This is a genomic window from Daejeonella sp. (assembly GCF_030684675.1).
In the GTDB taxonomy this organism is placed as follows: Bacteria; Bacteroidota; Bacteroidia; order Sphingobacteriales; family Sphingobacteriaceae; genus Daejeonella.
In genome coordinates this window covers 24,613-40,179 of record NZ_JAUXXZ010000044.1, presented here as the reverse complement: position 1 = coordinate 40,179, position 15,567 = coordinate 24,613, and the positions used below count along the sequence as shown (strand labels likewise).

Below are 15,567 nucleotides of genomic sequence, written 5' to 3'. Positions count from 1 at the left end.
TAGTTCGATACTTAATGTAAAATAAAATAGTATGGCGGGGTATCCGCCCGAAGGCGGAGCAGGATTCATATCCGCCCGGGGCGGACGGTAGTTCGATACTTAATGTAAAATAAAATAGTATGGCGGGGTAGCTCAGATGGTTAGAGCGCAGGATTCATAACCCTGAGGTCGGCAGTTCGATCCTGCTCCCCGCTACTTTTAAAGCCACCTTCGGGTGGCTTTTTTTGTTTCTACTGATCTACAAAACTTATTATTTAAATTATATATACAGGACAACTCAAATGGTTAGAGCGCAGGATTCATATCCGCCCGGGGCGGAAGGCAGTTCTCCCGATAACTATCGGGACTGCTCCCCGCTACGTAGAAAGGCACTTTTAGGGCCTTTCTTAATTTCTATCAATCTTGTGCGCCAACCATGCGCCAAAGTTAATATTACAGTATTCTACTATAATTATATTACAGTTTGCAGTGTTAGATTTAATTTATGTTCACTGTTTATGTTCTGCATTCTCCATCGTATAATAAAATCTATATAGGATTTACCTCTGACCTCGAGAACAGATTGAAATCACATAATATATTTGCTTCCAAAGGATGGACTATACAGTTCAGGCCATGGGTCTTGATTTACACTGAAGAATACACAAGTAAAGCTGAAGCGATGAAAAGAGAAAAAAACTTAAAGGGTGCAAAAGGACGAGCTGAGATTTGGGATATGATTAAGTTGCGGAAAGACAATTAAAATCCCACGATTCATATCCGCCCTGGGCGGACGGCTTTCTCCCGGTAGATATCGGGACTGCTCCTCGCTACTGTTGAAGACCCTTTTTAGCACTTTTTATAATTAAGCTAATCTTGCCACCAACCAGGAGCCATAAAGGCACAGCGAACCCTTATTAAATAATCAACCAGCAGATCTTAATTTGTTTTTTCGAATTTATCCACCATCATCGTAAGAATACTGTCATCCGACTCATTTTTTACAACGTGTAGATTAACCTTACCATCTTTTCCCTCAATCGTAAGTGTATAATCGCTTTCATTCAATTTCGCATTAATGACACTTTTTCCTTCTTTATAAGGTACCGTCCAATTGCAGTTCTGAGAAACGATCTTCAGTTCAGCCCTGTCCTCACCGTCTATATTGAGTAGAATAACTGTCTTAGAAAATCTGAGTACGGTTTTTTCGTCCTTCACCCCCACCGGGTTGCCGGATGGATCTGCCAGATTTGTTTTTGATGTGCTTAGCACTGCATTCTCTTCGCATTGCGCGAAAGTACTTAATGTCCCAGCAAGGGAAATAAATAAGGTGATTATTATACTTTTCATATTTTAAATTTTCTGCTTGTTTAAAATTTATAAGGGTTTCAAACTTACTGACCGATTAATACCCCGGTATAAATATATAAATTTTATAATACCATGCATGACATAGTACTATTAATCAATAAATCATAAACAAGCCTCCCAAAACTCTCTATTCGTTCAGACACATTTGCTTTACACGCATTTTATAAAACAAATAATATTTAAATACCAAAGAAGCTTATAGAAAATTCAGATTTGGCAGCAGTGATTTATTTAAGGCATTGCCCTGACTCTTTAACAAATGGATTAACGGTAATTTAAGGCCCGGAATTCAAACAAAGAGCAGGGCATTTATTTAGAAATTACATTAGCCGGTCCTTTAATCCCGATAAGATTTTAGATCGTAAGCAAACCTAAATACCTGCAGCAAGTAAAAATTGCTGAAGCTATATTGGCGCAAAAAACCTCTTGTTTATTCTACAAATACACAACAAAGCAAAATTAATATTGCTTTATTATGCATTAAAGGCCCTTAAGCCTACTTTATAAAATTATTATAAAGATTTGCTTTCTTTTATTTTATTTTATTAAGTTTGTTTAAGAAGAACACAGAATGTCAGTAAAAATTGGAAATAATCAGCGGCTAAGAGCTGATATAATTAAATATCTTTATTACAAAAAGACACTTTCTTTACCCGATTTGAGTAAGCTTACTCAACGGAGTTTGCCCCTGGTTACTTCTACTGTAAATACATTAATTGCTGATAAATACATTAAAAAAAAGGGCTTAGCTCCTTCAACAGGCGGACGCAGGCCCTTGATGTATTTAATCAATCCGGCTAAGCAAAAATATATCGTTGCTGTGGCTATGGACCAGTTGATCACCCGACTGGTGATTTTCAATCTGGCTAATGAGATTGTATTGCCGATTCAGCTGCTCGATTTGAATATCAGTGAAGATGAACAGGCCGTTGGTAAACTCATCACTTTTATAAATTCCAGTATTCAAAAATCCGGTTTAGATAGAAAATCTTTAATGGGAATCGGAATTGGCATGCCCGGACTCGTAAATGCCGAAAAAGGGATTAATAATTCTCATTTACCCACACCTAATGGAACTAATTTAGGTACTTATCTGACAGAAGAATTATCCTTACCGGTTTTTATCGATAACGATTCCAGCTTAATCACCCTGGCCGAGCTTCATTTCGGAAAGGCAGAAGGGATGCAGGATGCCTTAGTGGTGAATGTAGGATGGGGAACTGGTTTGGGAATAATTTTGAAAGGGAGTTTGTACCGGGGCAGTACCGGCTATGCTGGGGAATTTAGTCATATTCCGCTTTCAAAAACCGATAATCTATGTTCATGCGGTAAAAGAGGTTGCCTGGAAGTTGATACTTCATTGTGGGTGATGGTTGAAAAAGCAAAAGCGGCATTGGCAGAGGGTGCCGAATCGAGCATGAAAAAGCTTTTTAAGGATAAATCAAAACACTACGGCGATCATTTTTTAGATGCAGTTATTCAACAGGATCCTTTGGCAATATCAATTTTGTCTGCCGGATGCTTTCAACTAGGAAAAGGCTTGTCCACATTAATTCATATCCTGAATCCGGAATGTATCGTACTCAGCGGACGAGGTGCAAGGGCAGGTAAAATGTTACTTCCTGCAATACAGCAAGCCATTAATGAATTTTGTATACCCCGTATTTCAGACCAAACAACTATTGCGTTATCTACCCTGGCAGATAATGCAGAGTTATTAGCTGCTGCCAGTTTAGTCGTAGAAAACAGCCAATTTGAATAAAATTCTATCAAAAAATTAAAAATAACCAGCTTAAGATTTACAGATTCTCAAGAAACAACTACTAACCAAAAATAAACCAACTAACCAAAAATGAACCAAAAACTAACCAAAAATGAACCTACTAATCAAAAACAACAAAAACCAAAAAACAACACTATGAAAAACAACTACTTAAGGTGTTTAGGTGTACTAATGTTCACTTTGTTGAGCATTAGTGCATTTGCACAAAAAACCATTACCGGAACGGTAAGGGAAAATTCGGCGCCAGTGCCCGGTGTAAGCGTTACTGTAAAAGGCACAACAAGAGCGACCCAGACAGATGCAGCAGGAAAATTTTCGATCTCGGCTAACCCCGCTGATATTCTTGTATTTACTATGATAGGATCTGCAAGACAGGAGATCACAGTTGGAAACCAACAAACAATTGACGTAACACTCACTGCAGATGAAAGTGAACTTGGAGAAGTAGTTATTACCGCACTCGGTATTAAACGGGAGAAAAAATCCCTGGGTTATGGGGTACAGGAAGTTAAAGGAGAGACCCTGGTTTCGGCTAAAGAGTCTAATTTGGCTAATACACTTACAGGAAAAGTCGCCGGATTACAGGTTATCAGATCCAGTGATGGTCCAGCCGGATCGTCTAAAATCTTACTTCGGGGAAGTAATTCACTTACTGGAAGCAACCAGCCACTAATTGTAGTGGATGGTGTGCCTATTGACAACTTTACCGGTGCACCTGACAATGGCTATTGGAATAGATCCTTGGATATGGGAAATGGGATAGCTGATATTAATCCTGACGATATTGAGACACTTTCTGTATTAAAGGGACCTTCGGCTGCTGCATTATACGGTTCAAGAGCTGGTAACGGGGTAATACTGATCACGACCAAATCAGGGCGCGCACAAGACGGGTTAGGCATCACGACATCAACCTCTTATGGTATGTCAAACATTTTCACCAATCCGGAGCTTCAAAACACATTTGGACAGGGTAATACTGGTGTTTATAACGCTACTTCTACAGCAAGCTGGGGACCAAAAGCTGATGGGCAAATGGTAACCAATTGGAATGGACAGCAAGTTGGTTTAGCAACATATAATAATGTCGATAATTATATGCAGCAAGGTACCAATATCAACAATAGCATATCCTTTCAGCAGATGTACAAAGGTGCGTCTATTTATACTTCATACAACCGTTTGGAAGATGAAGGTATTGTACCGGGAACCAAGCTTTTGCGTAATAATTTAACTGCAAGGGCAGTAAGTAAATTTGGTTCAAATGATCGTTGGGTAACGGATACCAAAATCCAGTATAGTAATACAAAAGCGAATAACAGACCAATCGGAGGCAGGGACAATAGCAGCGCTTACACACTTTATTTATTGCCCCGCTCGATGAATATTACTGAGTTCCAGAATGCAACAAATAATGCAGGTAATATGCTCTGGTTTCAGGGTGCAGGAAGTCAGGTTAACCCCTATTGGAGCAACCAATATAATTTAAATCAAGACTCGAGGGATCGATTCATTGTGAATGGTTCAGTGAAATATAATTTCAACAGCTGGTTAAATGCAGAGGTTAAGGGTGGAGCCGATTTATATACAACGAATACCCAATCCAATGTATTTGCAGGAAGTCCAATTGCTGCTACAGGCCGTTATGGAATGGGGAAACAAACTTTTTCGGAAACAAACTTTAGCACATTGATCTCAGCCAGAAAGGATAATCTTATTGGCAAATTCGGCGGTATGCTTTCTGTGGGAGGCAACTTAATGCAATCGGACTTTACTTCTTTAAGTTCAAGTGTAGGTTTATTGGTTGTGCCAAACCTCTTTTCACTTAATAATGGAGTTAGTCCTGCCGGAGTAAGTGAAGGTGTTTCAAGACGCAGAATTAACTCCGTTTACAGCAGTGCTCAAATTAGTTATGATGATTATCTTTTCCTGGATGCTACTTTCAGAAATGACTGGTCGTCGACATTAAGTCCGGAAAACCGTTCCTTTTTCTACCCTTCAGTTAGTTTATCCTATGTCTTCTCTGATATGTTAACTACGATGGGTGCACAATTGCCGAACTGGTTCAGTTTCGGTAAGTTAAGAGCATCCTATGCACAAGTTGGAAATGACCTTGCTCCTTATCAATTATACAACACGTTTAACATTGGTAAAGATCCTAATGGAAACACAACTGCAGGAAGAAACAGTGTATTGTTAGATCCAAACGTACGGAGTGAGCTTATCAAATCACTCGAACTCGGAACTGAAATGAGGTTTTTGCAGGGTCGTATCGGTTTAGACTTTTCTTATTACAAAACAAATGCTACCCGCCAGTTGATCAATTTGCCTATGGATGCCTTGAGTGGTTATACTGCCAGGAAAGTAAATGCAGGTGATATACAAAACACAGGTTTTGAGTTGGTGGTTGATGGCAGGGTATTTGGCAAACCGGGCGGCTTAAATTGGAATACCTCATTTAACTACTCCCGTAACAACAATACAGTAGAAGAATTATCTGCTGGTGTTACCCGATACAACCTTGGTGGCTTCGATGATGTGGCTGTTTTAGCCGTAGTTGGTCAGAAGTATGGCGAAATTTATGGCACAAGGTACTCAAGAGTAAAAGACCAGACTAGTCCGTTTTTTGGTCAGGTCCTGTTAAATGCAAATGGAGTACCAACCCGCGATCCTGAAATTGTAAGGCTTGGGAACCAACAGGCAAAGGCACTAATTGGCTTTACAAACAGCTTTGAGTATAAAGGTGTTGGCCTGTCTTTCCTTATTGATGCCAGAATTGGTGGAGAAATATTCTCTGCTACCCATGTTGCCCTGCAAGCCAGGGGTGCAGGAAAAGTTACTGCTCCGAATGGCTTGAGAGAGAGTTTTGTTCCCCAAGGGGTAGTAAGCAACGGTACCGGCGGCTATACAGTAAACACCAAAGCTGTAACTCCACAGGAATACTGGTTAGCAGTTGCTACTGCTAATAACTTAGGAATATCAGAAGCAAATATTTATGACGCAAGTAATGTGCGACTTAGAAATGTCCAATTAAATTATACACTATCACGTAAGCTTTTGGCTAATTCTCCGATTAAAAGCGCCAAGTTTGGAGTTTCAGCCAACAACGTATGGTTAATCAAAAGTCACATGAATGGTATCGACCCCGAGTCGGTTTATGCAACCAATAGCAATGCAACCGGATTCGAAAATGCAGGTTTACCAACTATGCGTACTATCTTAATTAACCTGGCATTAGGATTTTAACATTCAAAAACAAGAAAATGAAAACAAGATATAAAGGAATGAGCCTGCTGATAACAGTATTAGTAATGGCCACATCATGTAAAAAATTCGATGAAATCAATACCAATCCACTGGCGGCAAGTGCCGATCAGGTACAGGTAGATTATTTCATCAATAACAGTATCATAAGTGCACAAATGGATCCACATATTGCGGAACGTGTTTTTATACTTTACTGGAAAACAGCAGGTCGGCAGCAAATGGGTGGAGGTATTTCGAGCGGGGGCTACAACGATGGTTGGTCGTCTGATTATTATAGCAGTTATATGTCTGGTTGGTTAAACGCTGCTAATTCGGCTATACAAGTTGGGAATGATCAAATCGCAAAGGGCACTAATAAGCTATATACAAAAAACTTAATACAGGTTGCAAGGATATGGCGTGCATATTTAATGAGCGAGTTGTCTGACAATTTCGGGCCTATTCCAATCAATAGCTTTCAGGGCACCAATCCTGAATTTGCCAGTGTGAAAGATGTGTACTATCATTTGCTTGATGAGTTGAAAGACGCCAGTTCGAAATTAGATATGGCAGTTGTTAATCCGGATATTGTTAAAAAACAAGACCCCGCTTATCAGTATGACTACAATAAATGGAAAAGATATGCGAACTCCCTGCGTTTGAGGTTAGCCATGCGCTTATCAGAAGTGGATGCTGCGAAAGCTAAAGCTGCTTTTGAAGAGGCTGCCAGTGGAGAGTTATTACTAGCTACTGATCAGACTTTCAAAGTTGCAGAGCGTGGCGGGTGGGATGCTCTAACCGGCGTGATGAGCAGAGAGTGGAATGCTCAAATTATGAGTACAGCTTATCGCAACTTAACTATGAATTTGGGCGGTATACCAACTGCTAATCAGGTAAGTACTGCTTTACAAGCATCTGTAAAACCAGATGATTATATCGGCCTGCGTCTTCAGGATCATTTTACAATGAAGACCAACGATCCTTTTGCAGGATATTGGTTAGATGGCTTGCCAAACAAGATTGACCCAAGGGCGTTTAAAGCATTTATTATTCCTGGTGATGTAACTAATCCAAATTTTAACAGTTATCCATCCTGGGATAATTCTGCAAAAACTACTACCAACACCCTAACTAATGGAACAACTGCTATAAAAACGATCGACGCGAAATATACCTGGAATGCGTTTACAAGCGGGGATTGGGGAGTTCCGGGATCCAAAAATAACGTGAGGGCTTTTAATGGTACTATGCCACGTACATCGAACGAATTCAGGACAAGTGCTAGTTCAAGAATATTCTTTGCTAACTGGGAAACATATTTCCTTTTAGCTGAAGGTGCAGTGAGAGGCTGGGCCACACCTATGTCGGCAAAAGCTGCTTATGAGGCTGGCGTAAAAGCCAATTTGGATCATTGGGGAGTTGGTGCGCAAGGCACAGCGTATCTGGCTTCTACAGCCTATAACAACAATGGGACTTCTGTAAGCTGGGATCACATTGCTGAGCCACCGGCAACGCATACAATGAGCTATAAAGATGGTTATACAAATGTGGATGGTACAGTACAGATTAAATATCCGGACAATACGATCTATAAAGCCGGTGCAGTAAAGAATGATTTATTAACTAAAATCATTACACAGAAATTTATTGCGCAAACACCATGGTTACCTTTAGAAACATGGAGTGATCACCGCAGACTTGGACTTCCGTTTTTTGAGAACCCGGCTGTTGAAAATCCATTAGTTACCTTACCTAATTTAACTTCAGGTAATTTTATGACCAATAGCGTGAAAAATTTCCCGCAACGCTTGAGATATCCTTCTGGTTTGAAAGACAGTAATGCTGCCGGATATAATCAGGCAGTAGGATTTTTAGGAGGCGAAGATGGCGTACTTACTCCACTCTGGTGGGCTAAGAAATAGTATTATATCCTGTTGAAAATTGGCCGCTGAAATTTATTTTTTAGCGGCCTTTTTTTGCAGAGAATATAAAGTGGATTTGTAAAGACCTATCTATCCCTTTAAGCTCCCTCCTCAGAATTTCCCTGCACAATACCCAGATACTCACTGTTCGATATCCTCGCCCGATCATCCGAAATAAATGAGATCCAGGCATGCCACTCCTCTTTTGGCATCTCTGCCTGATATTTCAAAACCTCACGGCAGTCTGATCCTCTGATGACCCACTTACCCATACGATAATATCCTACCACACTTCCGGCCTTTCCGCTGAAGCCGCTATTGGGTCCGCCTGATAATATTGCCATATTCCCTGTTAATGAATAGTATAAATATAATCATTCCCAAAATACCATACAAGACCTTATATATTCATCTATCAGACATCTAATATGAAAAATAGACACATCATTGTCACAAGAAGGAAACCATTAGAGGAACTAAAGGCCTCATTACTCAAGGGCTTATTGAACTAAAAGCTGGGATAGTTAAAAAAGAAAGCTTGAATCAAACCGCTTAAATGCTTCCTGATTCTTTAAGCTTAATTAAATTATCAACCAAAACATCAATTAACTTACCTCTTTGGCTAATCATTCGGTCAGCTAAAGCAATTATTTTTTTAATGTTTTTGGGACTTGCAGCATCCATCTCCTCATCAATACTTTGCAAATCGTAAGGTTCTAACCTGACATAATGATCGGGTAAACCCAAAAAGTTGAATATCTGCTTCATGTAAAAGTGGGATGTTTCTGTTGCACCACTCATAATCATATCCAGCAATGCAGGTACAACAAACAAGGCCTTGGTATCTCTCAATACATCACTGTCATACGATTTTTTAGAATTTCCCGTTCCCAAAGACATGATGTAGATATCTTTAGGAATCAACTCTTCCGGCTCCTTTTTAATCTCAACAAAAGCACTTAAGGATGGGTTAGTGGCAAAGATGCCCCCATCGAGGAGAGGATATCTTATCCCTGCCAGGGAATAAATTTCGGCAACGCTGAAAAATGTCGGTGCCGCTGAGGTCGCCCGGCAAACATCTCTGATATAAAAGTCTCTGCTGTTTCCCCGAATTTTGGCAACCTTCTGTCTGAATAAATGGGCTTTTCTCAGCTCGATATTATAAGCGGTTAATATACAAGGCTTAATGAGTTCACTCAGTTTGACATCCTCAAAATAGTTTAGTAAAATCCCTTCTAAAACCTTTCCGTCATATCGTTCCTTCACCCATCCAAACTTTGATAAGATTTTTTTTAAGCCTGTAATTTCAAATATTTCTGAACCGTGTTTAACGTATAAATCCAAAGCTTCGCGGGCAGAGTAACGAGGATAATTGGGATCATCTTTTGATGGGCAAAGTAGCAAACAGATTAAAATGCCTCCAGTACTTGTTCCTGCAAACAAATCGAAATAATCAGCCAAAAACGCTTTTGGGTTACCCGTTTTTTGTTTCAGACGCTCTTCAAGTTCAACCAAAACCATTCCGGGGATAATCCCTTTTATACCACCGCCATCAATAGATAAAATAGTTTTCATTGAAACAATTCTTTGGATAAAACTGAAACTAATAAAAAATTTTCATTACTAGTAATTTCAGTTAGCTGGTGTAGGATTAATACATAAATTCTAACATACATTATACCTAAAGGTAAATTTTAAACTTAATGATCCGTATGTTTTTTCGGCACCCTTCGATTTCATCCAACACACAATAGATTTTAAGTACACCGCTAAGAAGAGTGGGACAAAGAAGATCTTTGGAGACAGATATTCTGTTTTTCAGACAATGATTAGATTGGTGTAAACTGATATACCATTGCCCTTATAAATCAATACACCCTTTCACAATTTATTTGTCCTGCCAATAACATGCAACAACACTACACTTGAATGAGGATAACCCAGGGTGCTTCCCGGCTTGACATATAATAAATTTTTCAGGTACACATCGATTATACCTTTTGCTACCCTGGTTTTAGTTTCAATAAATTCCGGCATGTGGCGTGCGTTGAACCTTTTAAAAGTGATTTTTCCCTGATGATCAACGATGGCATAGAATGAATAGGTGAAATCCCGGTATGCCTTATCGATGTAAATTTTATATTCCGGATTGAGGTACGATTCGAAGCGATCGATCTCCCCTAAGTTCGGATCACCGTGAGGTTCAATTTTCACAGTTCGGATAATACTGCTTTTGCTTATAAAGCTAACCGGGTTTCGGGCAGAAAATGCACTGTCAGGATGAGTCCCTGCCTGAATAGCCCGGTATTTTACATATAGACTATCCATGGAATCAGGCCGCCTCAATAACTCTACTGTGGTCTTAATCTTGTTTCTAATGTAATCATCGGCATATAAAGTCATGTATACATCTGAATCCCCCTCACTGATCTGCCGGCCATAAACTTCAATGGCCTTCAATACAATACTATCAGGACTTACATGCTTAACCCGGTACCATTTTCTGGCAAATTGAAATAAATCATCATGGCTGTGAAATATCCGGTATGGCATGAATTTCTGTTTCTCTGAACTGAATATCATCACAGAATCGTTTCCTGTAAAATAAATATGCCATTCGGGTTCAAGCTGAAAACCGTTCCTATCTACAGACAAGCCGGATGCGAACTCTCTGCGTACCTCTGAATACCTGATTTGTATAACATTTTCGAATGAGGGGTCTGGTTCTTTATTAACGCTTGCTATATAATAACAGGATGAGCAGCACAATAAGAGGAGGAGTCCGGGAAATATTGTCTTCATATAATTCGAATTAGATTAAATTATTTTTACTAAACTACAATTGTAGTTGTATAATTACAAAAATAGTTTTATACTTGTTTTATGAAACGACTAAGCGAAAAAGAAGAAGCCGTGATGAGGGCTGTCTGGAAGCTGGATAAAGCCTTTGCAAAAGAAGTCAGGGAAGAAATGCCTGAACCTAAACCTCATATAAACACCATCGCCACGATGATGAAAAGATTGGTTGATAAAGGTTTTTTAAAATTTGAGGACTTTGGAGCAACTTACAGGTATTATGCCGCCTTGACAAAAAAGGAATATACAACCTTGTATATCAGACCATTCCTTTCTAAATTGTTTGGCGGCTCAATCAAGGATGTTGTGGCATTCTTTGCTGAAGAAGAAGAAATCTCAGTCGAGGAACTAAAGGAAGTAATTAAGATGATCGAAGATAAAGAAAAATAAAGCGATGGAAGCATTAGCCTTATATCTGTTCAAAGTGCATCTGGCGGTTTCCCTGCTTTATGGCTTGTATTACATGACGGTAAGAAATGAACTTTTCTTCCGACTGAATCGTTTCATTTTGCTCGGGATACTGTTAATTTCTTTCAGCCTGCCTTTGCTTCCTTCTTTTAGTATTAACACGAGTGGGGAGGATAGTGTCGGGACAATTTTTACAAATGTTGCCGGCAACGATCTGATCAGAGGAAAAGAAGTCGGTGTGTTTGAGGATGAGATCCAGATTAAACGCCTTTATGGTGTAATTACAAGTCTGCTTGCATTCTACTTATGCGGCGTAGGCTTTTTCCTGCTAAATTTTATAAGCCAGATTCTAAATGTACTTACTGTAATTGAAAACTCGAACCAAGCTTTTGAGCAGAATATCAAATACCGGGTTCATTATAATGAAATAGCTCCATTCTCTTTCTTCAATTCGATCGTGATCAATCCTGAACAGCATGGAAATGAGGAACTCCAACAGATTCTTGCGCATGAAAATGCCCATTCCAGACAGTGGCATAGCATAGATATTCTAATCGCTGGACTGGCTAATGCTATTTTATGGGGCAATCCTCTGATGAAATCCCTGAAAAGAAGTATCAGGATGAATCTGGAGTATCTGGCAGACCATAAAGTACTCAGTCAGGGCTTCGACAAGAAAGAATACCAGTGGAGTATCCTCAGGCCCTATCTCAGACAGCATGCTATTCCACTGACTAATAATTTCGGTTCTATTCCTAAGCTGAGAATTGAAAAAATGAATTCAACAAGGAGTTCATTCATTAAGCTGTATAAATATGCCTTTCTGATTCCAATAATTGTTTGGGTCAATCTTGCTATTGCACCTCTTCAAACTTCGGCTCTGAACAAAATATATGCGATGCGTCTGATTGATGAGCATGAATACCGTGATTATCTGGGATATTATGAATTTGAAAATGACAAAGGAAGCTTTGTTCAGGTTCTAATGAAAGATGATGACCTGGTAATGAAAACCATGTGGAATAATGGGAAAATCTATTTCCGGAAGCAATCTGAAAGTAATTTCGTCGATATGCAAACAGGTATCCGCCTTAAGTTTCAGAAAAACTGGGATGGCAAGGTCACTGGCCTCGTAGCATTCGGAGAGGATAGGTGGCGGAAAGTACAGAAATACAAACCCGTACAAAAAAAATCCAGTGAAGGAACGGTAATCAGCAGAACGCCCTCAGGCGGGATGCAGGTAATGGTCTATGCGGTCGACCCATGGGCTAAGGTAAAACACTATACAAATAAAAAGGCTTCCAGCCCTTAAATTCTCAAAATTACATATCTGAACCAAATTGTAAGGCTGATTTTCAGCCTTATTGCTAACCCTTTGCCTAAAATTAATTATGAAACAACTCGTAATCTGTTTATTGTTAATGGCGGTAAGCCTGCCATTAACTGCACAATCTTCCTATGGAATCAAAGGCATGGTTGCTGATTCAGCATCTCAAAAAAGCCTTGATTATATTACCCTTGGTTTGAAGAACGATAAGAATGAATTGCTAAAAACCGGACTCACAAAAGCAGATGGATCTTTTTCATTCAGCGGTATTGCACAGGGGAAATACAACTTATCGATAATTGCCATGGGATATAAAACCAGGAACATCAGCATAGAACTGAATGAAAATAAGGATCTCGGAACTGTTTACATAGGTCAGCAGACAACCAGCCTCAATGCTGTGATAGTTACTGCTGACAGACCTATTGTAAAAATGGATATAGACAAGATCAGTTATGACCTCCAGTCGGATCCCGAAAGTAAGGTAAACAGTGTACTTGAAATGATGCGCAGGGTTCCACTGCTTTCCCTGGATTACGAAGACAATATTCAGCTAAAAGGAAGCGGGAATTACAGAATATTGATTAACGGAAGGCCCTCAGCAATGCTTGAAAAGAATCCTAAAGATATTTTGAGGAGCATGCCGGCATCTACAATACAAAGTATCGAGGTTATTACCAGCCCGCCTGCTAAATATGACGGTGAGGGGTTAAGCGGAATCATTAACATCGTTACGGTAAAAAAAATTGACAATGGGTATAGCGGAAGTATAAATATTAATCAGCGCTTCCCTTCCGGAGGCCCGGGTTTAGGAAGTTCCTTTAATTTAAAACAGGGTAAATGGGGCGTATCGGCAAATCTTGGAAGTAGTTTTTTTCATGATCCCCTGAGTATAAACTCTAACATAAGACGAATAACAGGACCCGAACCTTCTGAACTGCGTCAGGATGGTGCCCGAACATTTGATTCAAGGAATGCATATTCCAGCACTCAGATTAGCTACGAGATTGACAGCCTGAACCTGATCAGCGGACAGTTCGCATATAATCTGGGGGCTTTTGGGCTAACAGGTTATCTAATTTCAAAATTTAATAATCCATCAGGTCTCCTTGAAGCTTACCGTGTTGCGAATGATAATGAGGGAAGCCGGAATGGAACGGATGTTTCCCTAAATTATCAGTTGGGTTTTAAACGCAATAAAATAAACCTCGTAACATTTTCATACCGGTATCTGAAATATTTTGATGAGCGGGATATGATGGTTGGATTAAGCGAACGATTCAATTATTCACTTCCTGATTATTTACAGTTTAATGAAGGAGGGTCAAGGGAACAGACCTTCCAGATCGACTACGTACAGCCTATCAAAAAAATAACAATGGAAAGTGGTGTAAAAGGAATCTTTCGGAATAACAACAGTGATTTCAGGTACAGTCCTAAAGATCTCTCCGGACAGTACATTCTAAATCCCCTGTTAAGTAACCAGTACAATAATCTACAGAATGTATTCAGCTTTTATAATTCATGGCAGCTGAATGTGAAAAACTGGGGACTAAAAGCCGGGATACGTCTTGAACAGACGGTAATCAAAGCTGACTTTATTTCTTCTGCCAGCCAGATAGATCAGGATTATCTCAACTTACTACCATCCCTGTCGGTAAGCCGCACATTAAAGGATAAAAGCAGTCTGAGCTTCGGATTCTCACAACGAATTCAGCGCCCGGGAATCTGGGACCTTAATCCTTACGTAGACCGTTCAAACCCCAATCTTGAACGTACAGGAAATCCGAATCTGCGACCAGTTGTTTCAAACAACTTTCAGGTTAATTTCAACAGTTCAAAAAAGACATCATTCAGTATAGGTTTAAGTCAGAGTTTTTCGAACAATGCCGTACAATATATAGTGTTGCTGGATCAAGCGACTAACATCAATAAGCTCACCATGAGTAATACAGGAAGTAATAACTCAACAGGAATAAATGTGAACATTGGCCATCCAATCACTCCCAGGTGGAATTTTAACTTCACTACTAACCTGAATTATGTATTTGTAAAGGGGTATATAGATGGTGCATTTACAGAGAATGATGGTATGAAAGGAAATTTCTCTGCATCTACTGGTTATCGTTTTGAGAATGGCTGGCGGATTAATTCGAATATGAACTATATGCTTTATCCCGAAATATTGCTTCAGGGGAGCGGAATTTCTATATTCACTTTGGGATTAAGTGTAAACAAAGATCTTCTTAAAGAAAAACTGTCACTTTCTGCTTCAGTGAATAATCCCTTTACAAAATACATGCGTTTCCCCAATTACATTAGAGGGATAAATTATGAGATCGAAAATGGTGGCCGGGGATATTTCAGATCATTCTCTTACAGCCTTAATTACAAATTTGGAAAATTAAAAGGCCAGATCGTTAAAAATAAAAGAGGTATTAATAATGATGATGTGTCGGGTGGATCCCGTCCTCAAAATTAATGCCTGTTATCTAAATTCATAAAGGAAACCCCCGGGAAACATATAAGTATCAATGAATACCGAATTTTCATTATTTTGATATGTTCACAACTAAAAATTATGAAAAAAAATCATCATGCTATTTGCCTGTATAGCATTCACTTCTGAGATCAGCAATGCTCAGCAGCAAATTCTAAAGAATAAGCTACCAAAA

The 15,567-nt window shown here is 39.4% G+C and carries 11 protein-coding genes and 1 tRNA gene; 8 read left to right on the top strand and 4 right to left on the bottom strand.

Annotation, left to right across the window (positions count from 1 at the left end):
* Positions 1–121: 121 nt before the first annotated feature.
* Together Q8M41_RS09610 and Q8M41_RS09605 are read left to right on the top strand one after the other, a co-directional pair.
* A tRNA-Met gene (locus tag Q8M41_RS09610) sits at positions 122–195 on the top strand.
* A 289-nt stretch (positions 196–484) separates the two neighbouring features.
* The gene (locus tag Q8M41_RS09605) at positions 485–742 is read left to right on the top strand and encodes a GIY-YIG nuclease family protein (protein ID WP_305365047.1); all 258 of its coding nucleotides are present in this window, start codon (positions 485–487) and stop codon (positions 740–742) included.
* A gap of 176 nt (positions 743–918) precedes the next feature.
* On the opposite strand, the gene Q8M41_RS09600 is transcribed toward Q8M41_RS09605, so the two are convergent.
* On the bottom strand, positions 919–1,329 hold the full coding sequence (locus Q8M41_RS09600) for a hypothetical protein (protein WP_305365046.1): 411 nt from the start codon (positions 1,327–1,329) through the stop codon (positions 919–921).
* 592 nt (positions 1,330–1,921) lie between these two features.
* Here Q8M41_RS09600 and Q8M41_RS09595 point away from each other — a divergent pair.
* The 3 genes from Q8M41_RS09595 (at position 1,922) to Q8M41_RS09585 (ending at position 8,301) form a co-directional block, all read left to right on the top strand.
* On the top strand, positions 1,922–3,112 hold the full coding sequence (locus tag Q8M41_RS09595) for an ROK family protein (RefSeq protein ID WP_305365045.1): 1,191 nt from the start codon (positions 1,922–1,924) through the stop codon (positions 3,110–3,112).
* Between the two features lie 156 nt (positions 3,113–3,268).
* Complete coding sequence (locus Q8M41_RS09590) at positions 3,269–6,379, top strand: SusC/RagA family TonB-linked outer membrane protein (RefSeq protein WP_305365044.1); 3,111 nt, start codon at positions 3,269–3,271, stop codon at positions 6,377–6,379.
* Between the two features lie 17 nt (positions 6,380–6,396).
* Positions 6,397–8,301, top strand: coding sequence for a SusD/RagB family nutrient-binding outer membrane lipoprotein (locus Q8M41_RS09585; protein ID WP_305365043.1), 1,905 nt, complete (start codon positions 6,397–6,399; stop codon positions 8,299–8,301).
* Between the two features lie 98 nt (positions 8,302–8,399).
* Here the strand turns inward: Q8M41_RS09585 and Q8M41_RS09580 are convergent, their stop codons facing one another.
* From Q8M41_RS09580 to Q8M41_RS09570, 3 genes are all read right to left on the bottom strand, one after another.
* On the bottom strand, positions 8,400–8,645 hold the full coding sequence (locus Q8M41_RS09580) for a hypothetical protein (RefSeq protein ID WP_305365042.1): 246 nt from the start codon (positions 8,643–8,645) through the stop codon (positions 8,400–8,402).
* 208 nt (positions 8,646–8,853) lie between these two features.
* Positions 8,854–9,876 (bottom strand): patatin-like phospholipase family protein, encoded by a 1,023-nt coding sequence (locus tag Q8M41_RS09575; protein WP_305365041.1) that lies wholly within the window; start codon positions 9,874–9,876, stop codon positions 8,854–8,856.
* A gap of 306 nt (positions 9,877–10,182) precedes the next feature.
* The gene (locus Q8M41_RS09570; protein ID WP_305365040.1) at positions 10,183–11,103 is read right to left on the bottom strand and encodes a hypothetical protein; all 921 of its coding nucleotides are present in this window, start codon (positions 11,101–11,103) and stop codon (positions 10,183–10,185) included.
* An 81-nt stretch (positions 11,104–11,184) separates the two neighbouring features.
* Here Q8M41_RS09570 and Q8M41_RS09565 point away from each other — a divergent pair, with 81 nt between their 5' ends.
* From Q8M41_RS09565 to Q8M41_RS09555, 3 genes are all read left to right on the top strand, one after another.
* Positions 11,185–11,547 carry a BlaI/MecI/CopY family transcriptional regulator gene (locus tag Q8M41_RS09565; protein ID WP_305365039.1) on the top strand — a complete coding sequence of 121 codons (363 nt, stop codon included), beginning with the start codon at positions 11,185–11,187 and terminating at the stop codon, positions 11,545–11,547.
* Between the two features lie 4 nt (positions 11,548–11,551).
* On the top strand, positions 11,552–12,877 hold the full coding sequence (locus Q8M41_RS09560) for a M56 family metallopeptidase (RefSeq protein ID WP_305365038.1): 1,326 nt from the start codon (positions 11,552–11,554) through the stop codon (positions 12,875–12,877).
* 79 nt (positions 12,878–12,956) lie between these two features.
* On the top strand, positions 12,957–15,374 hold the full coding sequence (locus tag Q8M41_RS09555; protein WP_305365037.1) for an outer membrane beta-barrel protein: 2,418 nt from the start codon (positions 12,957–12,959) through the stop codon (positions 15,372–15,374).
* Positions 15,375–15,567 lie beyond the last annotated feature (193 nt).